General features: G+C 68.0%; 24 protein-coding genes and 2 riboswitches. Of the genes, 6 read left to right on the top strand and 18 right to left on the bottom strand.

Translation table 11 applies throughout. The annotated features are described in order from the left end of the window. Positions 1 to 72 precede the first annotated feature (72 nt). Positions 73 to 1,437, bottom strand: a complete 1,365-nt coding sequence (gene glmU, locus BM115_RS05585) for a bifunctional UDP-N-acetylglucosamine diphosphorylase/glucosamine-1-phosphate N-acetyltransferase GlmU (protein ID WP_092291486.1) — start codon at positions 1,435 to 1,437, stop codon at positions 73 to 75. A 254-nt stretch (positions 1,438 to 1,691) separates the two neighbouring features. On the opposite strand from glmU, the gene BM115_RS05580 reads away from it, so the two are divergent. Further along, a complete protein-coding gene (locus BM115_RS05580) occupies positions 1,692 to 2,504 on the top strand; it encodes a DUF6279 family lipoprotein (protein WP_092291484.1) in 813 nt (270 codons plus the stop codon). Here BM115_RS05580 and ttcA read toward each other — a convergent pair. The 3 genes from ttcA to BM115_RS05565 form a co-directional block, all read right to left on the bottom strand. Further along, positions 2,497 to 3,441, bottom strand: coding sequence for a tRNA 2-thiocytidine(32) synthetase TtcA (gene ttcA, locus BM115_RS05575; protein ID WP_092291482.1), 945 nt, complete (start codon positions 3,439 to 3,441; stop codon positions 2,497 to 2,499). The genes BM115_RS05580 and ttcA overlap by 8 nt on opposite strands. Before the next feature lie 70 nt (positions 3,442 to 3,511). Then, positions 3,512 to 3,904 carry a dihydroneopterin aldolase gene (locus BM115_RS05570; protein WP_092291480.1) on the bottom strand — a complete coding sequence of 131 codons (393 nt, stop codon included), beginning with the start codon at positions 3,902 to 3,904 and terminating at the stop codon, positions 3,512 to 3,514. 64 nt (positions 3,905 to 3,968) lie between these two features. Next, positions 3,969 to 4,787 carry an SDR family oxidoreductase gene (locus BM115_RS05565; RefSeq protein ID WP_092291478.1) on the bottom strand — a complete coding sequence of 273 codons (819 nt, stop codon included), beginning with the start codon at positions 4,785 to 4,787 and terminating at the stop codon, positions 3,969 to 3,971. A gap of 16 nt (positions 4,788 to 4,803) precedes the next feature. Here BM115_RS05565 and BM115_RS05560 point away from each other — a divergent pair, with 16 nt between their 5' ends. Together BM115_RS05560 and BM115_RS05555 are read left to right on the top strand one after the other, a co-directional pair. After that, positions 4,804 to 5,982 (top strand): class I SAM-dependent methyltransferase, encoded by a 1,179-nt coding sequence (locus BM115_RS05560; RefSeq protein WP_092291476.1) that lies wholly within the window; start codon positions 4,804 to 4,806, stop codon positions 5,980 to 5,982. 12 nt (positions 5,983 to 5,994) lie between these two features. Next, positions 5,995 to 6,189, top strand: a complete 195-nt coding sequence (locus tag BM115_RS05555) for a DUF2905 domain-containing protein (RefSeq protein WP_092291474.1) — start codon at positions 5,995 to 5,997, stop codon at positions 6,187 to 6,189. A gap of 10 nt (positions 6,190 to 6,199) precedes the next feature. On the opposite strand, the gene BM115_RS05550 is transcribed toward BM115_RS05555, so the two are convergent. The 4 genes from BM115_RS05550 to BM115_RS05535 all read right to left on the bottom strand — a co-directional run bounded on the left by BM115_RS05550 (position 6,200) and on the right by BM115_RS05535 (position 11,384). Beyond that, positions 6,200 to 7,450, bottom strand: coding sequence for a multifunctional CCA addition/repair protein (locus BM115_RS05550; protein WP_092291472.1), 1,251 nt, complete (start codon positions 7,448 to 7,450; stop codon positions 6,200 to 6,202). A gap of 7 nt (positions 7,451 to 7,457) precedes the next feature. Then, on the bottom strand, positions 7,458 to 8,147 hold the full coding sequence (locus tag BM115_RS05545) for a glutathione S-transferase family protein (protein ID WP_092291470.1): 690 nt from the start codon (positions 8,145 to 8,147) through the stop codon (positions 7,458 to 7,460). 144 nt (positions 8,148 to 8,291) lie between these two features. Next, a complete protein-coding gene (locus tag BM115_RS05540; protein WP_092291468.1) occupies positions 8,292 to 9,314 on the bottom strand; it encodes a complex I NDUFA9 subunit family protein in 1,023 nt (340 codons plus the stop codon). Positions 9,315 to 9,398: 84 nt separating this feature from the next. Beyond that, positions 9,399 to 11,384 (bottom strand): lytic transglycosylase domain-containing protein, encoded by a 1,986-nt coding sequence (locus BM115_RS05535; protein WP_092291466.1) that lies wholly within the window; start codon positions 11,382 to 11,384, stop codon positions 9,399 to 9,401. A gap of 118 nt (positions 11,385 to 11,502) precedes the next feature. On the opposite strand from BM115_RS05535, the gene BM115_RS05530 reads away from it, so the two are divergent. Continuing rightward, complete coding sequence (locus tag BM115_RS05530; protein ID WP_092291464.1) at positions 11,503 to 12,096, top strand: 5-formyltetrahydrofolate cyclo-ligase; 594 nt, start codon at positions 11,503 to 11,505, stop codon at positions 12,094 to 12,096. On the opposite strand, the gene BM115_RS05525 is transcribed toward BM115_RS05530, so the two are convergent. The 4 genes from BM115_RS05525 to ahcY form a co-directional block, all read right to left on the bottom strand. Continuing rightward, on the bottom strand, positions 12,093 to 12,854 hold the full coding sequence (locus BM115_RS05525; RefSeq protein ID WP_092291462.1) for a Mut7-C RNAse domain-containing protein: 762 nt from the start codon (positions 12,852 to 12,854) through the stop codon (positions 12,093 to 12,095). The genes BM115_RS05530 and BM115_RS05525 overlap by 4 nt on opposite strands. A gap of 38 nt (positions 12,855 to 12,892) precedes the next feature. Further along, positions 12,893 to 13,723, bottom strand: a complete 831-nt coding sequence (metF, locus tag BM115_RS05520) for a methylenetetrahydrofolate reductase [NAD(P)H] (protein WP_092291460.1) — start codon at positions 13,721 to 13,723, stop codon at positions 12,893 to 12,895. 12 nt (positions 13,724 to 13,735) lie between these two features. Next, positions 13,736 to 14,083: a phage holin family protein gene (locus BM115_RS05515; protein WP_092291458.1), complete on the bottom strand. Its 348-nt coding sequence runs from the start codon at positions 14,081 to 14,083 to the stop codon at positions 13,736 to 13,738. 78 nt (positions 14,084 to 14,161) lie between these two features. Beyond that, positions 14,162 to 15,580, bottom strand: coding sequence for an adenosylhomocysteinase (gene ahcY / locus BM115_RS05510; RefSeq protein ID WP_092291456.1), 1,419 nt, complete (start codon positions 15,578 to 15,580; stop codon positions 14,162 to 14,164). 110 nt (positions 15,581 to 15,690) lie between these two features. Beyond that, positions 15,691 to 15,762: riboswitch (S-adenosyl-L-homocysteine riboswitch) on the bottom strand. Positions 15,763 to 15,860: 98 nt separating this feature from the next. On the opposite strand from ahcY, the gene thiD reads away from it, so the two are divergent. Together thiD and BM115_RS05500 are read left to right on the top strand one after the other, a co-directional pair. Then, positions 15,861 to 16,700, top strand: a complete 840-nt coding sequence (gene thiD / locus BM115_RS05505; RefSeq protein WP_092291454.1) for a bifunctional hydroxymethylpyrimidine kinase/phosphomethylpyrimidine kinase — start codon at positions 15,861 to 15,863, stop codon at positions 16,698 to 16,700. Positions 16,701 to 16,709: 9 nt separating this feature from the next. After that, positions 16,710 to 17,126, top strand: coding sequence for a PGDYG domain-containing protein (locus BM115_RS05500; protein WP_092291452.1), 417 nt, complete (start codon positions 16,710 to 16,712; stop codon positions 17,124 to 17,126). Here BM115_RS05500 and BM115_RS05495 read toward each other — a convergent pair. From BM115_RS05495 to thiC, 6 genes are all read right to left on the bottom strand, one after another. Beyond that, positions 17,123 to 17,557 (bottom strand): PaaI family thioesterase, encoded by a 435-nt coding sequence (locus BM115_RS05495; RefSeq protein ID WP_092291450.1) that lies wholly within the window; start codon positions 17,555 to 17,557, stop codon positions 17,123 to 17,125. The genes BM115_RS05500 and BM115_RS05495 overlap by 4 nt on opposite strands. 110 nt (positions 17,558 to 17,667) lie before the next feature. Next, positions 17,668 to 18,816, bottom strand: coding sequence for a thiamine phosphate synthase (locus BM115_RS05490; protein WP_092291448.1), 1,149 nt, complete (start codon positions 18,814 to 18,816; stop codon positions 17,668 to 17,670). After that, positions 18,813 to 19,661: a thiazole synthase gene (locus BM115_RS05485; protein WP_092291446.1), complete on the bottom strand. Its 849-nt coding sequence runs from the start codon at positions 19,659 to 19,661 to the stop codon at positions 18,813 to 18,815. Before BM115_RS05485 ends, BM115_RS05490 begins: the two co-directional genes overlap by 4 nt. Before the next feature lie 6 nt (positions 19,662 to 19,667). Continuing rightward, the gene (gene thiS / locus BM115_RS05480; RefSeq protein ID WP_092291444.1) at positions 19,668 to 19,865 is read right to left on the bottom strand and encodes a sulfur carrier protein ThiS; all 198 of its coding nucleotides are present in this window, start codon (positions 19,863 to 19,865) and stop codon (positions 19,668 to 19,670) included. 26 nt (positions 19,866 to 19,891) lie between these two features. Continuing rightward, the gene (locus BM115_RS05475; RefSeq protein WP_092291442.1) at positions 19,892 to 21,100 is read right to left on the bottom strand and encodes an FAD-dependent oxidoreductase; all 1,209 of its coding nucleotides are present in this window, start codon (positions 21,098 to 21,100) and stop codon (positions 19,892 to 19,894) included. A 57-nt stretch (positions 21,101 to 21,157) separates the two neighbouring features. Continuing rightward, the gene (thiC, locus tag BM115_RS05470) at positions 21,158 to 23,035 is read right to left on the bottom strand and encodes a phosphomethylpyrimidine synthase ThiC (protein WP_092291440.1); all 1,878 of its coding nucleotides are present in this window, start codon (positions 23,033 to 23,035) and stop codon (positions 21,158 to 21,160) included. Positions 23,036 to 23,139: 104 nt separating this feature from the next. Then, positions 23,140 to 23,241, bottom strand: a riboswitch (TPP riboswitch). Between the last annotated feature and the right edge of the window lie 84 nt (positions 23,242 to 23,325).

Below are 23,325 nucleotides of genomic sequence, written 5' to 3'. Positions count from 1 at the left end.
GCGCCGCAACCCGCTGAATGATGATGGCCGGCCCTCCCCGGGCCCGGCCTGACTGACGTTGACTGACTTAGCTTACTGCTTCGGCTGCTTCACCGGGCGCTGCCATGCGTCCAGCGTCATCTGCTTGGCCCGCGAGAGCGTGAGCTTGCCGGCTGGCGCGTCCTTGGTCAGCGTGGTGCCCGCGCCGATTGTGGCGCCACGGCCCACCGTCACCGGCGCCACCAGCTGCGTGTCCGAGCCGATGAACGCGTCGTCCTCGATCACCGTGCGGCTCTTGTTCACGCCATCGTAGTTGCAGGTAATGGTACCCGCGCCGATGTTGACGCGCTGGCCCACCGTGGTATCGCCCACATAGGCCAGATGGTTGGCCTTGCTGTGATCCCCGACCTGGCTGTTCTTCACCTCGACGAAGTTGCCGATATGCACATCCTCGCCCAGCTCGGTGCCGGGGCGCAGCCGCGCGTACGGCCCGATCCGGCCCGCCGGCCCGATCTTTGCTTCCTCGATGTGACAGAACGGTTGCACGCGTGCGCCGGCGCCGATGGTGGCATTCCGGATCACGCAATGCGCGCCGATGTGCACGCCATCGTCCAGATGCACGCGGCCTTCGAACACGCAGCCGACGTCGATGGTCACGTCGCGTCCGCACGTAAGCTGGCCGCGCACATCGATGCGCGCGGGGTCCAGCAGCGTCACGCCGGCCTCGAGCAGGCGCTGTGCGAGGTTGCGCTGGTGAATGCGCTCCACCTCGGCCAGCTGGACCTTGCTGTTGACGCCCAGCGTCTCCCACAGGGCCGCCGGCTGGGCGGAGACGATCTCCACGCCCTCGGTGGCGGCGCGCTCGATGGTGTCCGTGAGGTAGTACTCACCTTGCGCGTTGTTGTTGCCCAGCGTGGCAAGCCAGCGGCGCAGGTGGCCGGTCGGGCAGACGATGATGCCGGTGTTGATCTCGCGAATGGCGCGGATCTCGTCGCTGGCATCCTTCTGTTCGACGATGCGCACGATGTTGCCGGCGGCGTCACGTACGATGCGGCCGTATCCGGTAGGATCGGGCATCTCGACGGTGAGCACGCCCATGCGCTCGGCGCCGGCCGCATGGACCAGGGCCTCGAGCGTGGCGGCGGTGGTCAGCGGCACGTCGCCATAGAGCACCAGCGTGGGCTGGTTGTCATCGAGCATCGGCAGCGCCTGCATCACGGCGTGGCCGGTGCCAAGTTGCTGGGTCTGGTCGGCAAACGCCACGTCCGGCGCAGCCACGGCCTCGCGCACGTGCTCCGCACCGTGGCCAACCACCACGACGAGGCGCGACGGCGAAAGCGTGCGCGCGGTGTCGAGCACATGGGCGAGCATCGGCCGCCCGGCAACCGGGTGCAGGACCTTGGGCAGGGCGGAATTCATCCGTTTTCCCATCCCTGCGGCAAGAATGACGATATTCACAAGGAGGTCCCTAAGTGAGTGTGTCTGATAATAAGCGCGAAAACCCGTACCAAGCGATCTCTTCAATCCCTCCAAACCCTTGTCAGGACTGGGCTGGCGGGCGATCTGCGAGGCGGGAAAACATGCGCGGCGATTTTAGCATGGCGCCTTGCGCCCGACCGCCGGTGGTTTCCGTTTTTCACATTTGGCGACGGCGCATTTTTGCAGGATTTGCAGCATTTACCGTCGTCCTGGCGCTGGGTGGCTGTAACGCCATGAAACTCGGCTATCAGCAGGGCGATCGGCTCGCCTACTGGTGGGTAGATCGCTATGTGGATGTCACGGACGACCAGGAGCCGCCCACCCGCGAGGCCATCGCCCGGTTCTTCTCCTGGCACCGCCGCGCCCAGCTTCCCGAGATCGCCAACGTGCTGACGCGGGTCAAGAGCGAGGTGGCCGGCCCGGTGGACGCGTCGATGGTGCGCCACGCGCGCGAGGACACCCAGCGGCTGGGCCGCCAGGCCTTCGAGAACGCCATACCCGACCTGGCCGACCTGATGCTGACGCTGACGCCGGAGCAGATCCAGCGCATGGAATCGAAATTCAACGAAAGCAACGCCAAATATCGCAAGGAATTCCTGAAATCGGACCCGCAGGCTCGCTCGAACGCCCGTTTCGACAAGGTCATGGACTACGCCAAGCTGGTCTACGGCAAGTTCTCGGACGATCAGGCGCAGAAGATCCGCGCCGCGATGGGGCCGTACATGCAGGGCGCCGACGCCCGCTATGCGGAGCGCGTGAAGCGGCAGCAGGAATGGCTGGGGATTGCCCGGGAGGTCTCGACGACCCATCCGCCCAAATCGCAAGTGGAGGACATGCTGCGCAAGTACGCCGACCACTGGCAGCGCCCGGCGGCCGAGCGCGCGCAGATCCGGCAGGCTAACGAGGCCGGGGTGGACCTGACCGTGACCATCGCCAACCTGACCACGCCGGAACAAAAGGCCCACGCGGTGGACCGCTTCCAGAAATGGATCGACGATACCCGCTCGCTGATGCGCGAGGCAGGCCCGTCGCAGGCGTCTAAATAAGAGGGGTGGGCTGGTTGTCGGCTTGATCGGCCTTCTCGGCCAGCTTGTCGAAGCGGACGAACTCCATCCGGTTCGGCTCGGCGCTGCCGGTGAAGGTCAGCGCCTGCTGGGTGAAGGTGGTCTCGCCGAACAGCGAGGCCTCGTCCACCTTGGCCAGGCCGGTGGCCAGCCCGGTGAACGGGAACAGGTCGGTATCGGCCAGGTGGGACGGCACCACGTTGCGCAGCGACGCGAAGATGTTGTCGATGCGGCCCGGGTTCTCGCGCTCCCAGCCCTGCAGCATCTCGCTGACCTTCTTGCGCTGGAGGTTCTCCTGCGAGCCGCACAGGTTGCAGGGGATGATCGGGTAGGCCATCGCCCGCGCGTAGGACGCGATGTCCTTCTCCGCGCAATACGCCAGCGGCCGGATCACGATGTGCTGGCCGTCATCGGTCGACAGCTTGGGCGGCATCGCCTTCATCTTCCCGCCGAAGAACATGTTCAGGAAGAAGGTCTGGACGATGTCGTCCCGATGGTGGCCCAGCGCGATCTTGTTGGCGCCCAGCTCCTTGGCCGTGCGGTAGATCACGCCCCGGCGCAGCCGCGAGCACAGCGAGCAGGTGGTCTTGCCCTCCGGCACCTTCTCCTTGACGATCGAATACGTATCCGCCTCGACGATCACATATTCCACGCCGGTGGACTTCAAATACTCGGGCAGGATGTGTTCCGGGAAACCTGGCTGCTTCTGGTCCAGGTTCATCGCGATCAGCTTGAAGTGGATGGGCGCGCGCTTCTGGAGCGCCATCAGGACCGACAGCATGGTGTACGAGTCCTTCCCGCCACTCATGCAGACCAGCACGGTGTCGCCGTCCTCGATCATGCCGAAGTCGCCGATGGCTTTGCCGGCCAGCGACTGAAGGCGGGTTTCGAGGCGATAGAAGTTAGCGGAGTGACTCATAAGACATACCTGATGCGGGGCGCGGGCCTTGGGAAGCCCGTCGGATGGCCCTGTCGGACGGGCCCGTATTCTACTTGACGTGGAACACCTCGACGCCGACCGAATCGCAGTCCGGGTAGACATCGGGCTTTTCCGTGGAAACGCGCACCGCGCGCACTTTCGGATGCTTCAGCATGGCACGTGCCACGTCATCGCACAGGGTTTCCTGAAGGTGGATGTGGCCCTGGGCCATGCGCGCGGCCACGGTACTGCGCATGAAGTCGTAGTCCACCACTTCCTCGAGCTTGTCGGCCTGCGGCGTGCTCTGGTCCAGCGGCACGAACAGGTCGATATTGACCAGCACGCGCTGCTCGCCCTTCTTCTCGAATTCGTGCACGCCGATATTGATCTGCACTTCATAGTTGCGCAGGAACATGCGGCGGCAGCCTTGCAGGCTGGGGTGGGAAAGCGCGGCGAAGGTCATGGTGGGGCGTCGGGCAGGTGCTGCGGTAAATCGGAAAATGCTTAAAAACGACCGGGGATTGGGATCACTCGGTCAGGAACATCACGTCGCGGGCCAGCGGCATCAGGTGCTGGCCGCCATCGACATACAGGGTGGTACCGGTCACGGCGTGGGCGCCAGCGAGGTAGGCCACGGCCTGGGCGATGTCGTCCGGCGTGGACGACTTGCCCAGCGGCGTCATGCCGTGCGCGCGGACGAAACCGGGGTCGGACTGGTCGCCGGACACCAGCGTGATGCCGGGCGCCACGCCCACCACCCGCAGCCGGGGCGCCAGCGCCTGGGCCAGCTGCACCGTGGCGGTCTGCAGCGCGGCCTTGGACAGCGTGTACGACAGGAAGTCCGGATTCAGGTTGTTGAGCTTCTGGTCGAGCAGGTTGATCACCACGCCGCGCTGGGCGGTCTGGTTGCCATCGGCGCCAAGCGCCTTGTGCATCTCACGCGCCAGCAGCAGCGGCGCGGCCACGTTGGTGCGCATATGGGTGTCGAGCGAGGCGTAGGAGAAGCTCGTCGCCACGTCGTACTGGAACAGCGAGGCGTTGTTGACCAGGCAGGTCGGTACGCCCAGCGCGTCGGCGCAGGCCGCGACCAGCTTGCTGGTAGCGGCTTCGTCGGACAGGTCGGCCTGCAGCACGGCGGCGCGGCGGCCCAGGCCGCGGATCTGCGTGGCGAGCGTCTCGGCTTCGTCGCGCGAGCGATTGCAGTGGATCGCCACGTCCCAGCCTCGCGTGGCAAGTTCCAGCGCGATGGCACGGCCCAGGCGGCGCGCGCCGCCGGTCACGAGGGCGACGCCGCGCGCGGCGGCAGGGTGGGCGCCGGAGGCGCCAGCAGTCAGGGAATCTGGCATTGCTACAATTCGCGGTATGCAGAAAGTCGCTAGTCTACCCCTTCCCCCCGCCGACGCGCTGGACGCCTCCGCGGCCCTGACCACCTGTATTGGCGACGCCATCGAGGCCGCCGGCGGCTGGATCGGCTTCGATCGCTACATGGCGCTGGCGCTCTACGCCCCCCGGCTCGGCTACTACAGTGGCGGCGCCGCCAAGTTCGGCCGCGATGCCCGGGACGGCAGCGACTTCATCACCGCCCCGGAGCTGACCCCCTTCTTCGCCCGCACGCTGGCACGCCAGTTCGCGCCGCTGATCGCCATGGACCTGCCACGCGTGCTCGAATTCGGCGCCGGTACGGGCCGGCTCGCGGCGGACCTGCTGCTCGGCCTTGAAACCGAAGGTGCGCTGCCCGAGACCTACCAGATCGTCGAATTGTCGGGCGAGCTGCGCGTGCGCCAGCAGGAAACGCTGGCCGCCCGCGCGCCGCATCTGGCTGGCCGCGTGCAGTGGCTGGACGAACTTCCTGCGCAATTCGAAGGGGTTATCGTCGGCAACGAGGTGCTCGACGCCATGCCGGTGCGCCTGTTCGCGCGCCTGGGCGGCCGCTGGCACGAGCGCGGCGTGGCGCTGGCCGACGGCAAGTTCACGTTCGAGGACCGTCCGCTGGCGGACAACGCCATCCCCGACGCCCTGCGCGCGCTGCCAGGCGACCACGACATGGTCACCGAAACCCATGCCGAGGCCGAAGGCTTCACGCGGGCGGTGGGCGCGATGCTGACGCGCGGCGCCGCCTTCTTCATCGACTACGGCTTCCCGGCGGCCGAGTACTACCATCCGCAGCGCGCCGAGGGCACGCTGATGTGCCACTACCGCCACCACGCGCACCCCGATCCGTTCCTGTACCCGGGGCTGCAGGACATCACCGCGCACGTCAATTTCAGCGGCATCGCCGAGGCGGCGGTGGACGCAGGGCTGTCCGTGGCCGGCTTCGCCTCGCAGGCGCGCTTCCTGATGAATGCCGGGATCACCGAGCTGCTGATGGAACTGGACCCGACCGACGCCCGCGCCTTCCTGCCCCACGCCAACGCGGTGCAGAAGCTGCTGTCCGAGGCCGAGATGGGCGAGCTGTTCAAGGTGATCGTGCTGACGCGCGGTCTGGACGACGCGCTGCCGCTGGCAGGCTTCGCACGCGGCGACCGCGTTCACGCACTCTGAGGAACAGCCGCCATGCTGCGCTGGACATTCACCATCTTCCTCTGCGTGATCGTGCTGTCGGCCTCGCTGCCGTGGCTGCAGAAGATCGGCCTGGGCAGGCTGCCCGGCGACGTGCGCTTCCGGCTGTTCAAGCGCGAGTACGTGCTGCCGTTCGCCTCGACCATCCTGCTGTCGCTGATCGCGCTGGCGATTGGGAAGCTGCTGTAGGCGTAGCCCTTCAGTCGGGCTCCGCGCCCAGCCCCAGCTTCTCCGCCACCGCCGCGATGCGGGCCTTGTGCACGCGTTCCTTGATCAGGTCCGGCCGGTCCGCGCAGGCCTTGGCGATGGCGCCGGCATCGACCGAGGCCGCCGCTGCCCGTGCCGCCATCAGGCGTTCGGTCTGCGGATAATCCCGATCCTCGAAACCTAGCCGACCACGCGCGTCGGCCTCGCAGGCCGTCAGGGCCTCCGCGAAGCGGTCCGGCTTGCGCAGCGCGTCGCAGCGCTCCACCAGCCGGGTCAGCGCGGCGGCGCCGAATTCCATCGATCGATGGATGTTGCCGTGCTCGCGCGCCACCAGCACCGCCAGGTCGCGGCAGTCGTTCGGCACGCGCAGCCGCTCGCAGACGGCCTCGAGCAGCTTCACGCTGCGCTGCTCATGGCCGATGTGGCGCGGCAGCACGTCCGCCGGCGTGGTGCCCTTGCCGAGGTCGTGGACCAGCGCCGCGAAGCGGATCGGCAGCGACGCGCCCGTCGCGGCCGCATGATCGACCACCATCATCACGTGCACGCCCGTGTCCACCTCGGGGTGATACTCGGCGCGCTGCGGCACGCCCCAGAGCCGGTCCAGCTCCGGCAGCAGCCGCGCCAGCGCGCCGCATTCGCGCAGCACGTCGAACATCCGGGACGGCTTCGCCTCCATCAGCCCGCGCGCCAGTTCCTGCCACACGCGCTCCGGCACCAGCGCATCGACCTCGCCCGCCTCGACCATCGCGCGCATCAGCGCCACGGTCTCGGGCGCCACGGAGAAATCATGGAAGCGCGCGGCAAACCGCGCCGCGCGCAGAATGCGCACCGGGTCTTCGGCAAAGGCATCGGAGACATGCCGGAACAGCCGCGCGGCCAAATCGCGCTGGCCGCCATACGGGTCGATGACCGGGCCGACCAGTTGGCCGGCATCGTCCACGGCCTGCGCCATCGCGTTGATGGTCAGGTCGCGCCGGACCAGGTCGTCTTCCAGCGTGACATCGGGCGCGCAGTAGAACGCGAAGCCCTTGTAGCCGGCAGCCGTCTTGCGCTCGGTACGCGCGAGCGCGTACTCCGCCTTGGTGCGCGGATGCAGGAAGACCGGGAAGTCCTTGCCCACGGGCTTGTAGCCGGCCGCCTCCATCTCGGCCGGCGTGGCGCCCACCACCACGTAGTCGCGGTCCTGGCTTGGCTTGCCCAGCAACTGGTCGCGGATGGCGCCGCCCACGGCATAGACCTGCATGAAATTCCTAGTGATGGATGATGATGGCGTCCGGATGGTCCGGCACGGTGCGGTACGGCTCGTCGTCGGCCAGGAAATCGCGTTCCTCGCGCGCGGCGGCGATCCATTCTTGCATGGCCGGCAGGGCGAGGATGAAATCGGCGTATTGCTTGGCCGCGTCGGGCAGGTGGATGCCGTAGGTGGCGAAGCGCGAGACCACGGGCGCGTAGAACGCGTCCGCCACCGTGAAGGTGCCGAACAGGAACGGGCCTTCGGCGCCAAAGCGCGTGCGCAGGTCGGTCCAGATCGCGGCGATGCGCTCCACCTCGCGCTGCACGGCCACGTTCCAGCCGCAGCCGGGCAGCACGGCGGTCACGTTCATCGGCAGCTGGTTGCGCACGTTGGCGAAGCCCGAATGCATCTCGGCGCAGACCGAACGGGCCAGCGCGCGCGCAGCGGGGTCGGCCGGCCAGAGGGCCTTCTCGGGGAAGCGTTCAGCCAGGTATTCCGAGATCGACAGGGAATCCCAGACCGTGATGTCGCCATCCACCAGCGTCGGCACCTTGCCGGCCGGCGAGTACTGGGCGATCTGCGCGGCGAAGCCGGGCGTGCCCAGCCGCACGGGAATCTCCTCGAACGCGATGCCAGCCTGGCGCAGCAGCAGCCAGGGGCGCAGCGACCAGGACGAGTAGTTCTTGTTGCCGATGACGAGTTTCATCGCGAATCCTTGGGGGGGGCGGGGGAGGGAAAATGGCCTGAACCGATGATTCTAGCCATTGGGCCGCGCCACCTCCAAATGAATTGCGCTCGCAAGGCTGTGAGCGCAAGTCACATCGGCGTCGGAGGGGGCGGCCTGGCGGTGTCAGCGATGCACGCTCTCCCGCATGGCCTGGAGTGCCGCCTCGCGGTTGCGGCCACCCAGCACATCGGTCATCACGGACTCCAGGCTGGACGGCTCCAGGCCGAGTTCGGCTGACATCGGCGCGTGCAGCACGTTGTCCAGCCGCATCGAGTCCAGGTTATCGCGCGACATGACCGGCCCGCCGGGCATGTGTTCGAGCACGGCCGCCTGCACGCGCGCGAGCGCATCAGGCAGCGCGATCACCGGGCGCGGATGGCCCGACGCCCGCCCCGCGAAGCGCACCAGCTCCTCGAGCGTATAGACCTGCGGCCCGCCCACCTCGTAGACCTGGCCCACCGTGGCCGGATTGACCATCGCGCGCAGGAAAGCCTCCACCACATCCATCACGAACACCGGCTGGAAGCGCGCCTGGGCGCAGGCCAGCGGCACCACCGGCGCCATCTGCTGCATCTGGGCGAACAGGTTCAGGAAGTGGTCGTCCGGCCCGAACACCACCGACGGCCGCATGACGGTCCAGTCGAGCCCGCTCTCGCGCACCACGCGCTCGCCCTCGCCCTTGCTGCGCAGGTACATCGACGGCCCCTGCGGGTCCGCGCCGAGCGCGCTCATGTGGATCAGCCGGCGAACGCCGGTGCGCTGGCAGGAAGCCACGATCTGGCGCGGCAGGTCCACATGCGCGGCGGCGAACTGGGGGCCATATGGGTCGCCCCGGTCGCCATGCAGCACGCCAACGAGATTGACCACAATGCCATCCATGCCGACCGAGCCGATGGCGTCGTCCAGCGCGGCGGCATCGGCCAGGCCCAGCTCGCACACCTCCACGCGCGGCAGCAGCAACAGGTGCTGGGCATGCTCGGCATGGCGCGTGCCCACCAGGATGCGCTCGGGCGCGATGGGGCTGTCGGGATTGGTGGCGGGGTTGCGCGGCACCCCGGAGGCGGAGGCCGCGCCGGCAAGGCGGGAGACGAGGTGGCTGCCGATGAATCCGGCGCCACCGATCACAAGGACATTGCTGGTCAGCATGGTGGGCTCCGTGACGGTCACGTAACGCTGGCATCTCACGATGCGCGCCCGGGGTCACGGCGCCCCCTGCTGGCCCCGCTTACATCAAGGCAGGCTGGTGGTCGTGATCGAGGACGGTGCGACTGTTCCCAGGCGGTCTTTGAGAGACTGGGGCCGGCCGCTCATCAATGCAGCATAGTACGTAGCGTTGGAAAGCACATTCTTGACATAAGTTCGCGTTTCCGTGAACGGAATCGTCTCTGCAAAGATCGCGCCTTCCACCGGCCGGGACAGGCTGCTGCGCCAGTTCTTGGGCCGCCCCGGGCCGGCGTTGTAGCCCGCCGAGGCCAGGGTCCACGAGCTGTCCAGGTCCGTCAGCACCATGCTCATGTAGCTGGTGCCGAGCAGGATGTTGATATTGGGGTCACTCATCATCGACGGCGAAAAGTCGGTCATGCCGATCTTGCGCGCCACGAACTTGGCCGTGGCCGGCATCACCTGCATCAGGCCATGCGCGCCGGCCGACGAGCGCGCATTCATGATGAAGCGCGATTCCTGGCGGATCAGGCCATAGGCCCAGGCCATGTCCAGGCCCACGTCATCGGTCGCGCGCTGCATGATGTCCCGGTACGGCATCACAAAGCGCAGCGAGAAATCGTGCTCCGCCTTGGTGCGGTCGGCCGTGTTGACGGTGCGGTCGAGCAGTTCGATCTTGCGCGCGTACTCGGCGGCGGCCAGCAGTTCGCGGTCGCTCATGCTGCGCAGCTCCCAGTTCCACTCGCGATTGCCTTCAAAGCGCAGGTTCAGTTCATAGAACTTCTGCGCGCGCACGAAGCCGGGCCGCGTACGCATGGCCATGGCCTCGGCATCCGAGACCGTGGTGCGCGCCGGCAGCGTGATGCGGTTGCCAAGTTCCTCGGTGGCCAGCTGGCCGTAGAAGTTGAACTGGCCGGCGATGGTCTGGAACTGCGTCTGCGCGTCCGCGGTACGGCCATCGGCCTTGAGCGCGCGGGCGTACCAGTAGATCCATGCCGGGTCCTTGGTGCGCAGCTCGGGGCGCATCAGTTCCACGGCCTGGCGCACCTGCTTCCAGTCGCCCTGGCGCAGCGCGGCGCGCACGCGCCATTCCTGCGATTCGTCGGACAGCCACTGGTTGCCGCCCAGCGTCATCTGGTTCTTGTAGTAGCCAGCCGCTTCCGGCATCAGCTTCTTGGCCGCGTACTGGCCGATCACGCCCCAGCCGGCGCCCTGCTCGTCGCGTGACAGCGCGCCGCCCGTGGCGGTCAGGTAGGCGGCAGCCTGGGCCGGATCGCTGCGGGCCATCTTGACCACGGTGGCCAGCGTGTCACTGTCCACGCGCGCCCCCGGCGCCGTGGGCGCCGATGGTGTATCCGGCACGGTTGCGGCGATCTTTGCCGCCAGCGTGGTGAAATTCAGCTCGAGCGCCTGGCGTGCCTGGAACGCCACGTCGCTGCGCTGGATCTGCTGGCTCTGGGCCAGGTAGCTGATCAGGTCGACGCAGCCCTCGCCGTAGTAGCGCGGGTCCGCCAGCACCGCGCGGGATTCGGCGGCCACGTTCTTGCCCTTGAGCGCACTCGACAACAGCGCGTAGCACTCCACCTGCGTGTCGTCCTTCAGCACGAACTGTGGGTATTCGACGTCGAAGTTGGCCCAGTCGCGCTTCTTGCCCAGCACCAGCAGCCAGTCATTGCGCATGCGGTCGGCAATCGCCTCGCCCTGGTAACGCTTCAGGAACACGCGCACCTGCTCGTCGGGCGCGTCGATGCGGGCCAGGCCGCTGGCATCGAACAGCTGCGGCTTGATGCGGAAATACTCCACATACGACGGAATCGGATAGTCGACCAGCGTGGCCGAGATGGCGGCCGTGCGGTCCACATCGTTCTTGCGGGCAGCCTCGCGCAGCGCGACAAAGGCATCGTCCGGATTGCTGGGGATGGTCAGCGCGGCCGGCTGCGGCGCCGGGCGCTTCTGGGCGTAGGCCGGCGTGGCCAGCAATGCACCTGTCAACGCCCCCAGTCCTGCCAGCCACGCGGCGCGTTGCGCACGGCGCAGATATACTCCCTTCGGCATTCTTGCTATCCCTTGTTGGTCCGCGCGCGGCGCCGGGGTACCCGGTCGCGCCCCGCGCGTGTTGGTATTCGGATGTCGATCCATCGATCGATCGCGGTGCCGGCCATTATTGCACGCCATGCAGCCTGAACAGGCCCCAGACAACGGGGCAGAAAACCTGCCATACCTCGAAGAGCGCCGCGCGCTGCGCCGGCGACTGCTCGCGCTGCGCGCCAGCCTGCCGGATCGCGCCGAGGCCGACGCGCGCATCGGTGCCGCCCTGGCGCCCCTGCTCGAACGCCTGGGCGCGCGACGCGTGGGCTTCTATTGGCCGATCCAGGGCGAATTCGACGCACGCGCCGTCATCGTGCAATGGCTGGCCGGCATGCCGGGCCGCCAGGCCGCGCTGCCGGTGGTCACCCGCCCCGGCACGCCGCTGGACTTCCACGCCTGGACGCCCGAGACGACAATGCGCGCCGGCCACTACGACATTCCCGTGCCCGATGGCACCGAGGCCGTGTTGCCCGACGCGCTGCTCATTCCCTGTGTCGGTTTCAGCCGCGATAAGTTCCGCCTCGGCTACGGCGGCGGCTTCTACGACCGCACGCTGGCGGCCCTCGCAGAAACGCCGGTGTCCATCGGCATCGGCTTCGCGGCCTGCGAGATTCCCTTGCAGGCCCAGCCACACGACCTGCCGATGGACTGGATCGTCACCGAAGGCGGCGCGTTCTAAGCGTTCTCCTCGGCTAGCAATTCGTCCACCAGCGCACGCATCTTGCGCCAGTGCGACCCCTCCCAGAACACCCGCCGGCAGTGCGGGCAGGTGACAAAGCGCGTGTGCCGCGCCAGCACGCCCTCGGGTACGCGGCCGTCCACTTCCGACTTGTCGATCCGATGCAGTGGCACATTGCAGTCCAGACACAGCGAGAACGGACGCGCACTGCGGGCCAGGTCGAGCCGCCGGAAGACCTCGCGCACCTGGAGCGCCGACTTGATCGCCCGTACATAGCAGCCGTGCGTCACGCCGCGCCGCTTGAGCAGTTCGCGGTCGCGCGTGAGCACGATGCGGCCCTCCTCGGCGGCAATCCGCGCGATCTCGCTGTCTTCGAAATGGTTGTCGTAGAGGGTATCGAAGCCGGTCATGCGCAGCAGGTGCGCCAGGCCGCCCAGATGGGCATCGGCAACGAAACGGGTCTCGCGCAGTGGCTGATCGCGCACGCGGAGCAGGGGCGAGATGTCGAAGGCTTCGAAGGTGGGATAGACGGCCACGCGGTCGCCGTCCTGCACGGGGCGGTCGAATGCCACCGATTCGCCATTGACCAGGATCAACTCCACCTCGGTGTGCGGCACGCCGAGCGCCTCGATCATGTGCTTGACCGTGGCCGCGCGGGCGCAGGGCACGACGATGTCCTGGTGGCGTCGGGTGCGCGCCAGGAAATCGTTCAGCTCCTCGTAGAAGCGGAAGGTGGCGGTGACGGTGGCGGGAACCATGGGGCGCAGTATGCCCCCATGACCCCGTCCGATGGAAGTTACAGCTTCAGCCGTTCCCAGACCGCCTTGGTGGCGCCGGCGGCGTTGAGCGTGTAGAAGTGCAGGCCCGGCACGCCGGCGGCCAGCAGGCGGTCGCAGAGCCCGGTCACCACGTCCAGGCCGAACGCGCGGATGGACTCCCGGTCGTCGCCGAACGACTCCAGCCGCTTGGCCACCCAGCGCGGCACTTCGGCACCGCACATTTCCGAAAAACGCATCAGCTGCGAGTAGTTCGTGATCGGCATGATGCCCGGCACGATCGGTACGTCCACGCCCAGCGCGCGCACTTCGTCGACGAAACGGAAGTAGGCGTCGGCGTTGTAAAAGTACTGCGTGATCGCCGAATCGGCGCCCGCGCGGACCTTGCGGACGAAATTGTCGAGGTCGTGGCGCGGCGACTTCGCCTGCGGGTGGTACTCGGGGTACGCCGCCACCTCGATGTGGAACCAGTCGCCGGTCTCGGCGCGGATGAATTCCACGAGTTCGTTGGCGTATCGGAATTCGCCGATTTCGCCCATGCCGGACGGCATGTCGCCCCGCAGCGCCACGACATGGCGGATGCCGCCGTCGCGGTACGTCTTCAGGATCTGGCGGATGCTGTCGCACGTGGAACCCACGCAGGAAAGGTGCGGCGCGGCCTCGATGCCATCACGCTGGATCTCCAGCACGGCGTCCAGCGTGCCCTGCTGCGTGGTGCCGCCGGCGCCGAACGTCACCGAGATGTACTTGGGTTGCAGCGGAGCCAGCTGCGCGCGCGTGTTGCGCAGTTTCTCCGTGCCTTCCGCCGTCTTCGGCGGGAAGAATTCGAAGCTGTAGTAGCGGTCTGTCATGCGAATAAAGTCTCAGTCGCGGTCGCCGAGCAACAGGCTCGACAGCACCCACGAGATCACGCTGTACAGGATGGAGCCCAGCAGCGCGGCGCCGAAGCCCTGCACCACGAAGCCCGACAGCAGGTTGCCGACGAACAGGAACAGCAGCGCGTTGATGACGAAGATGAACAGGCCCAGCGTCAGCAGCGTGACCGGCAGCGTCAGAATGACCAGGATGGGCCGGATCAGCGTGTTGACGAGGCCCAGCACCAGCGCGGCGATCATCGCCGAGCCGAACCCGCCCAGCGAGATGCCGGAGATGACGCTTCCGACCAGGAACAGCGAGGCGGCATTGATGATCCAAACGGCCAACAGTCTCATTGCGACTCCTTTTCCAGGTTGCCTGTCGATTTCCCCCCTCCCCCGCGAACGGGAGAGGGGGGGGACACCTCCCGCCGATCAATAGCGGTAGTGGTCAGCCTTGTACGGGCCTTGCTTCTGCACGCCGATGTACGCGGCCTGCTGCTCGGTCAGCTCGGTCAGCTGCGCGTTCAGCTTCTTCAGCTGCAGGCGCGCGACCTTCTCGTCCAGGTGCTTCGGCAGGGTGTACACGCCCACCGGGTACTTGCCGGTGTCACGCTCGGCCCACAGTTCGATCTGGGCGATGGTCTGGTTGGCGAACGAGCTGCTCATCACGTACGACGGGTGGCCCGTGGCGCAGCCCAGGTTCACCAGGCGGCCCTTGGCCAGCAGGATGATCTTCTTGCCGTCCGGGAACACCACGTGGTCCACCTGCGGCTTGATCTCGTCCCACTGGTACTTTTCCACCGAGGCGATGTCGATCTCGTTGTCGAAGTGACCGATGTTGCAGACGATGGCCTGGTCCTTCATCTTGGCCATGTGGTCGTGCGTGATGACGTGGTAGTTGCCGGTGCAGGTGACGAAGATGTCGCCGTGCTCGGCGGCGTAGTCCATGGTCACCACGCGGTAGCCTTCCATGGCAGCCTGGAGCGCGCAGATCGGGTCGATCTCGGTCACCCAGACCTGGGCCGACAGCGCGCGCAGGGCCTGGGCGCTGCCCTTGCCCACGTCACCGTAGCCAGCCACCACGGCCACCTTGCCGGCGATCATCACGTCCGTGGCACGCTTGATGCCGTCCACGAGCGATTCCCGGCAACCGTACAGGTTGTCGAACTTGCTCTTGGTCACCGAGTCGTTCACGTTGATGGCCGGGAACTTCAGTTCGCCGCGCTGTGCCATCTGGTACAGGCGGTGCACGCCGGTGGTGGTTTCCTCCGTCACGCCACGGATGGCGGCCAGGTTACGGCTGTACCAGCTCGGGTCCTTGGCCAGCTTTTCCTTGATGGCGGCGAACAGGTAGGTTTCTTCCTCGCTGGTCGGCTTGGCGATCAGCGACGCGTCCTTCTCGGCACGGGCGCCCAGGTGCAGCAGCAGCGTGGCGTCGCCGCCGTCGTCCAGGATCATGTTCGGCGTGCTGCCGTCGGTCCAGTCGAAGATGCGGTGCGTGAAGTCCCAGTATTCCTTGAGCGACTCGCCCTTGAACGCGAAAACCGGCACGCCGGACGCGGCGATGGCGGCGGCGGCGTGGTCCTGCGTCGAGAAGATGTTGCACGAGGCCCAGCGCACGTCGGCGCCCAGTGCCACCAGCGTCTCGATCAGCACGGCGGTCTGGATGGTCATGTGCAGCGAACCGGCGATGCGGGCGCCCTTGAGCGGCTGCGCGGCGGCGAATTCGTCACGGATGGCCATCAGACCCGGCATTTCGGTCTCGGCGATGGCGATTTCCTTGCGGCCCCAGCCGGCCAGGCCGATATCGGCCACGAGGTAGTCTTGCTTGAGTTCGGTCACAGCGTTCATGTTTCACTCCGGTGAAGAGTGGCACGCAGGTGACGAGGGGGGACAACGGCCGCATCCCGCGCGAATTGCGGAACGGGCGGATAGGTCGACTCGCCTCCGTGCGGACCACGGATCAGCGAGCGCCGTTGAAACATTCCGAGCCTGGCGGATGAGGGCCATCCGTTGCAACGCTCCTCGGAGTGGCGGTATTGTAGCGTGCCTGTCCGCGCCTGCGGCGCGAGAAACGGACTTTTTTCCCGTCTATTCCTCTTCCAGCCTCCCTGCCATCCTGCCCGCCCACATGCTTTCCACGCCACCCCGCACGCTGACCATCGCCGGTTCCGACTCCGGCGGCGGTGCCGGCATCCAGGCCGACCTGAAGACTTTCAGCGCACTCGGCTGCTTCGGCATGAGCGCGATTACCGCCATCACGGCGCAGAACACGCTCGGCGTGACCGGCGTGCACGCCATTCCGGCCGACATGGTGGCCGCCCAGATCGATGCCGTCGCCACGGACATCGGCGTGGACGCGGCCAAGACCGGCATGCTCGGCACGGCCGCCATCGTCGAGGCCGTGGCCGATGCGGTGGACCGCCACGGTATCCGCCAACTGGTGGTGGACCCGGTGATGATTTCCACGTCTGGCGCCACGCTCTCCGACGATGCCACCAGCCAGGCCATGGTGCGGCTGCTGTTCCCGCGCGCGCTGGTGGTCACGCCCAACCTGCCGGAAGCCTCCTACCTGCTCGGCCGCCGCATCGCGCGCCGCGCGGACATGGAGACCGCTGCCGCCGACCTGCTCGCGCTAGGCTGCCAGGCCGTGCTGCTCAAGGGCGGCCATCTGGAAGATGATCGGGACGATGGCCCGCACGGCCGGGGGCTCGACGACCTGCTGATGCTGGCCGATGGCACGGTGCGCGTGTTCACCCATCCGCGCATCGACACGCCGAACCTGCACGGCACCGGCTGCACGCTGGCGGCCGCCATCGCCGCGCAACTGGCCCGTGGCGACGCACTGGCCGACGCCATCAGCACCGCGCTGGACTACGTGGCGCAGGCCATCGCCGCCGGGGCCCGGCTGCGCATCGGGGCCGGGAACGGCCCGCTGAACCATGCCTTCGCGCCGCGCGCGCTGGGTTGAGGACCGACCATGCAGACTTTGAGCGATATCGACCTGCGCACCGATCCGGCCGCGGCCCGCTATATCAAGGAGGAAGTCGTCCAGGTGACGTTTGCCGCAGAGCCCGGCGAGCTGGTGAGCCGGGAAGGCCCCAACCGCTACCAGCCCGGCGACGCCATCGTGACCGGCGCCACGGGCGACCGCTGGGTGGTCTCGCGCGACCGCTTCGACGCGCGCTACCTGCCGGTGGACGGCGGTGGCTGGCGCAACCGGCCGGTGCCGGTGCTGGCGAAGGAGATGACGGTGCCGTTCGCCATCGCGCGCTCGGCCGGCGGCGATGTGCTGACCGGCAAGGCCGGCGACTGGCTGATGCAATACGCGCCCGGCGACTATGGCATCACCGAGCGCGCGCGCTTCCTGGCGGTGTACCGCCGGATGGAGGATTAGTTGCCGCCGGCCAGCTGCACGAGCTTGAACGCGGCGCGGGCCACGCACACCACGGTGCCGGCCGCGTCACGCGCCTCGCCTTCGCAGAAGGCGATCTTGGCGCCGCGCCGGATGCAGCGCGACTCGAAGGTCAGTTCACCGCGCGCGGCGGCCAGGAAGTGCGTGGACATGTCGATGGTGATCACGCCCACGTCGAGCGGCGAGTAGGACCGCGCCGCGCCGCTGAGCGTGAAATCGAGCACGGCCATCAGCGTGCCGCCGTGCACATCGCCCCGGCTGTTCACGAGCGCCGGGTTGGCCGGCAGGCGCGTGCGGCACTTCCCCTCTTCCATATGTTCCGGCTGCAGGCCCAGATGCCGCATCAGCGGAATGTCGATGCCGAAATACGGCTTTTCCGGTGTGCCAGGGGCGACGGGCTTGATCTCGTTCACGGCTGTTTCCTCTCGGCTCCGGGTTCCGTATGGCGGAACCTCGATCCATTGTGTTCGGTGGAGCGGAGAGGATATGCGGATTTCAGGGGCCGTGCCAGCCGGCTGGGCGGTCAGCGCCCAAACAATGCGGTGAGCGAGGCCACCGCCGCCGGCACGTCGCTGGCCTCGGTCACCGCGCGCACCACGGCGGCGCTGCCGACGCCCACGTCGAGCACTTCGCGCAGATTGCTCCCGTTCACTCCGCCGATGCCCACCAGCGCGGGCACCACCGGCTGCATCAGCGCCACATAGGCCCGGAAGCGGCCCATGCCCTGCGGCGCGGTCGGCATGACCTTGGTCGTGGTCGGGAAGATCGCCCCGAGCGCCAGATAGCTGGGGCCGATGGCGGCCACGCGCAGCATCTCGGCGTAGCCGTGGGTGGACACGCCCAGACGCAGCCCGGAGGCGCGAATCGCCGCGAGATCGGCCTCGTCGAGGTCTTCCTGACCCAGGTGGATGCCGTAGATGCCGCTGTCGCCACCCATCGCCGCATGGTGGTCGAGCGCCACGCGCCAGTGATCGTTGATGAACAGGCGCGATGCCTGCCCCTTGGCGGCCTTGGCGGCGCGGGCCACTTCGGCCTTGACCGCCGCCGCGTCATCCGACTTGAAACGCAACTGCACGGTCGGCACGGCCAGCGGCACCAGCCGCTCGATCCACTCCGCGCTCGGCACTACCGCGTACAGGCCGAGGTCCGGCGGGCACGGCGCGAAGGGCTTGGGCGATGCGTCGGGCGAGGCCAGCGCGGCGTGGCGCACGCGTGGGAAGCGGGCGAAATCGGTCGGCCAGTCCTGGCGGCCCGGCTGCCACGCGCGGGCGATGCACAGCGCGTCGTGGGCCGGGAAGTGCAGCGCCAGCGCCGCCAGCAGCACGGCCACGAAGGCCGGCGGGTGCGGCGTATCGCCGTCGTCGTCATCGGCCTGGGCGGGGGCATCCAGCACCCAGGTGCCCATCGGCGAACGCACCGTGTCGATCCAGCGGCCGCCCTCGCGGTCGGTCTCGATCAGCACCGCGCCGGCTGCGGTCAATTGGGCGATGGCGTCCGCCGTGGCCTCGCCATCGGCCAGCACCACGTCGTGGCGGCCCGGCGCGGCCGGAGCGTTGGCGATGGGCCATGCACGCCACGGGGCGTCGTCATGGCCGAAGGTGGCGCCAAAGCGGGCGACCAGGGTGTCGAACAGCGCGGAATCGATGGCCGCGGCCACGCCGGGGCGCGTCATGCGCGGTCCTCCGCGCCTTCGGCGTGCCAGAACGGCATGCCGACCACCGGCGTGCTGGCCTGCGCCACGTCGCGCTCGGGCATCGGCCCGGCCAGATAGGCGGTGCGGCCGGCCTCCACGGCCAGCGCGAATGCGCGGGCCATGTTCACCGGGTAGGCGGACTGTGCGACGGCGGTGTTCAGCAGCACGCCGTCATAGCCCCACTCCAGCACCTGCGCCGCATGCGACGGCAGGCCCAGCCCGGCATCGACGATCAGCGGCGTGTCCGGCAGGCGGTCGCGCAGCGTGCGCATGGCCAGCGGATTGGCGGCGCCCCGGCCCGTGCCGATCGGCGCAGCCCACGGCATCAGCGCCTGGCAGCCCACGTCCAGCAGGCGGCGGCACAGCACCAGATCCTCGGTGCAGTACGGCAGCACCTTGAAACCTTCCTTGATCAGCGTCTCGGCCACGGCGGGCATGTTCAGCGTGTCCGGCTGAAGCGTGTAGTCGTCGCCGATCAGTTCCAGCTTGATCCAGTCGGTCTCGAAGACCTCGCGCGCCATCATCGCTGTGGTGATGACTTCCTGTGCCGTGAAGCAGCCGGCGGTATTCGGCAGCACCGGCACGCCCAGATCGCGCAGCATCTGCCAGAACGCCTGGCCGCCGAGCGTCTGGCCATCACCGCCGCCCACCGCGCTCTGGCGGCGCAGCGCCACGGTGATCATGGCGGGACGGCTGGCTTCCACGGCCGCCTGCAGCGTGGCCGGCGACGGATAGCGCGCCGTGCCGAGCAGCAGGCGCGAGGCGAAGGATTCGCCATAGAGCACGAACGGGTCGCGCAGGGTTTCAGCGGGTTCGAAAGTCATGATGGATCAGCCTCCCGTCACGGGTTGCACGAGGTCGATGTGGTCGCCCGCCGCAAGCGGCGTGGCGGCATGGGCGGTGCGCGGCACGAACTGGCCGTTGACCGCCGCGGCGAACGGGGGCGCGATGGCAGCCGCTGTCACCGCGTCCGCCAGCGTGGCGGCCTCGGGCAGGTTCAGCAGCTTGCCGTTGAGCATAATTTCCATGATCTGGGCGGGTTCTGGGCGTGTTCCTAATGCAGCAGGCTGCCCAATCCGGGCACCGCCGTGCCGCGCACCTGGGCGGGCTCCTCGACGGACTGGATCAGGCCCGGCCAGCGCAGCGACGCCGGCACCGCGTGCGCGGCCGGGTCGCCGGCCAGCAACGCGCGCACCACGGCGCAGGCGGCCTCGGTCACGGCCGGCGCAATCAGCCAGCCATGCCGGTACAAGCCATTCACACGCACCACGCGCGCCTGCTGGTCCACGCGGATCGCCGGCAGGTGGTCCGGCCGCGTGGGCCGGCGCTGCACGTTCAGCTCCAGCACGCGGGCCTCGCCGAACGCGGGGTGCAGCGAGTGCGCCGCCGAGAGCAGTTCCAGCGCGGAACGCACGCTCATCGGCGAGTCGTCCTCGCTCTCGATTTCGGTCGCGCCGATCACGTACAGGTCGTTCGGCTTGGGCGCGATATAGATGGGGTAGCGCGGATGCAGCAGGCGGATGGGCCGATGCAGCTTCACGTCGGGCGCGTGCACGCGCACCACCTCGCCGCGCAGGCCGCGCAGGCCGGGCTTGACCACGCCGGGCTCGGCCGTTGGGTCGCACCACGCGTCGCGCGCGCCCAGGCCGCGGCAGTCCAGCACCACGTTGGCGCGGATGTCGAACTGGGGCAGCAGGTCGATATCGACATCGCCAGCCTCCCAGATGCAATGCACGCCTTCCTTGACCGCGCAGTCGAGCAGCGCGCGCAGCGCGCCACGGTTGTCCAGCTGGCCTTCGCCCTTGAGCAGCAGGCCCTGCGGGAAGCGCCCGGCCAGCTCCGGCTCCACGGCAGCCACGCCGGCGCCGTCGAGCACGGCCAGCCGCTCCCGCACCAGTTCCGGCGGCGCCACGGCGCGCATGCGGCCCGTGAACAGCGACACCTCGCTGCGGTCCCGCGCGTGCCAGACCACCAGCGTGCCGTCTTCCTGGAAGAACACGGGCTCGGGCAATTCCTGGATCCAGGCACGCCACAGGTCAACGCTGGCCATGCCGAGATCGACGATACGCCGCTCCGCGATGGCCGACTCGGCCAGCGGGGCAAGCATGGCGGCGGCCACATGGGCGGCCGCGCCGGTGCCGTCGGGGCCGCCACGCTCGACCAGCGCCACGCGGGCACCGGCACGCACCAGCAGCCAGGCGCACAAACGCCCGGCCAGGCCGGCGCCAAGAATGGCGACATCGAAGGACTTTACTGCTGTCATGGGTGTATTCGCCGCGGGCGCCCGGGTGGGGGTGGCGCCGCGCGGTCTCCAGTTGAATTACGAGTAAATCTTCGAGCCGGACTTCACGAACTCGATCGATTTCTCCTCCATGCCGCGCTCGGCTGCGGGCAGCGATGCCGCGTAGTCGCGCACTTCCTGGGTGATCTTCATCGAGCAGAACTTCGGGCCGCACATCGAGCAGAAATGCGCGATCTTGGCGCCCTCGGCCGGCAGCGTGGCATCGTGGAACGAGCGCGCGCGCTCCGGATCGAGGCCCAGGTTGAACTGGTCTTCCCAGCGGAACTCGAAGCGGGCCTTGGACAGCGCATTATCGCGCAGCTGCGCGCCCGGCCAGCCCTTGGCGAGGTCGGCGGCGTGGGCGGCAATCTTGTACGTGATGATGCCCTCGCGCACGTCTTCCTTGTCCGGCAACCCCAGGTGCTCCTTGGGCGTGACGTAGCACAGCATGGCCGTGCCCATCCAGCCGATATTGGCCGCACCGATGCCGCTGGTGATGTGGTCGTAGCCGGGGGCGATGTCCGTCACCAGCGGTCCGAGGGTGTAGAACGGGGCCTCGTAGCAGTGCTTGAGTTCCTCGTCCATATTGGCCTGGATGCGCTGGAGCGGCACGTGGCCCGGGCCTTCGATCATCACCTGCACGTCATGCTCCCACGCCTTGGCGGTCAGCTCGCCCAGGGTGCGCAGTTCGCCGAACTGGGCGTCGTCGTTGGAGTCCGCGATGCAACCCGGACGCAGGCCGTCGCCGAGGCTGAACGACACGTCGTAGGCCTTCATGATTTCGCAGATCTCATCGAAGTGCGTGTACAGGAAGTTTTCCTTGTGGTGCGCCAGGCACCACTTGGCCATGATCGAGCCGCCGCGCGAGACGATGCCCGTCACGCGGTCGGCCGTCATCGGCACGTAGCGCAGCAGCACGCCGGCGTGGATCGTGAAGTAGTCCACGCCCTGCTCGGCCTGCTCGATCAGCGTGTCGCGGAACATCTCCCAGGTCAGGTCCTCGGCGATGCCGCCGGTCTTGTCCAGCGCCTGGTAGATCGGCACCGTGCCGATGGGCACCGGCGAGTTGCGCAGGATCCACTCGCGCGTCTCGTGGATGTGCTTGCCGGTGGACAGATCCATGATGGTGTCAGCGCCCCAGCGGATCGACCAGACCATCTTTTCCACTTCCTCGGCCAGCGAGGAGGTCACGGCCGAATTGCCGAGGTTGCCGTTGATCTTGACGCGGAAGTTCCGGCCGATGGCCATCGGCTCCAGTTCCGTGTGGTTGATGTTGGCGGGGATGATGGCGCGGCCGGCGGCGATTTCCTTGCGCACGAACTCCGGGGTCATGTCCTCGGGGCGCAGCGGCAGGTTCGCGCCGAGCGCGTTGCCCGGATGCTGGCGCAGCAGGGCCTTGTACTCGGGCTTGTCGTAGAGCGCCTGGAGGTTCAGCGACTCGCGCAGCGCCACGTATTCCATTTCCGCCGTGATGATGCCCTGGCGCGCGTAGTGCATCTGCGACACATTGGCGCCCGCCTTGGCACGGCGCGGGTTGGTCAGCTGGGCAAAGCGCAGGTGCGCCGTGGCCGGGTCATTGGCGCGGTCGCGGCCATATTCGGACGACAGGCCCGACAGCACCTCGGTGTCGCCGCGCTCCTCGATCCAGCGGGTGCGCACGCCGGGCAGGCCGGACTTCAGGTCGATATGGATGTCCGGGTCGCTGTACGGGCCCGAAGTGTCGTAGACGGGGATCGGCGGATTCGCCATCTCGCCCTTGTCGGTGCGCGTGGACGTCTGCAGGATCGTGCGCAGCGGCACGCGCAGGTCCGGACGGCTGCCGGTCAGGTAGGTCTTGCTGGAAGCCGGGTAGGCGAATTTCTGGTCGAGATCGCTCTCGAGCGATTCAAACGATGCGGCGGGGGCAGTGCGGGCCATGGGTGTCGTCCTCTCTCTTGCGGGGGATGGACGAAACCAGGAGCCCTGTGAGCCCGCTGCGCGGCAGAGCCGGCGGCGAGGTCCCGTTGCGGGACAGGAGCTGTTCGGTATTCAGTGAAACTTCCCACGCCGGTACTAGCCGGATCGGGTTCGAAGGGACTCTCTCAGCCGCACGGCCCATCCGTACGGCACCCCTGTTTCATCCAACGGGGTGAATTTAAGCACAAGCCCCCGCCCGGCGCCACCCGGAATTTCGTTGCGACTGCCGTGCATGATGGTATCGACTGGGT

Origin of the sequence: Cupriavidus sp. OV096 (assembly GCF_900115455.1) — a bacterium.
GTDB lineage: Bacteria > Pseudomonadota > Gammaproteobacteria > Burkholderiales > Burkholderiaceae > Cupriavidus.
This window is presented reverse-complemented; position numbering and strand designations above follow the sequence as displayed.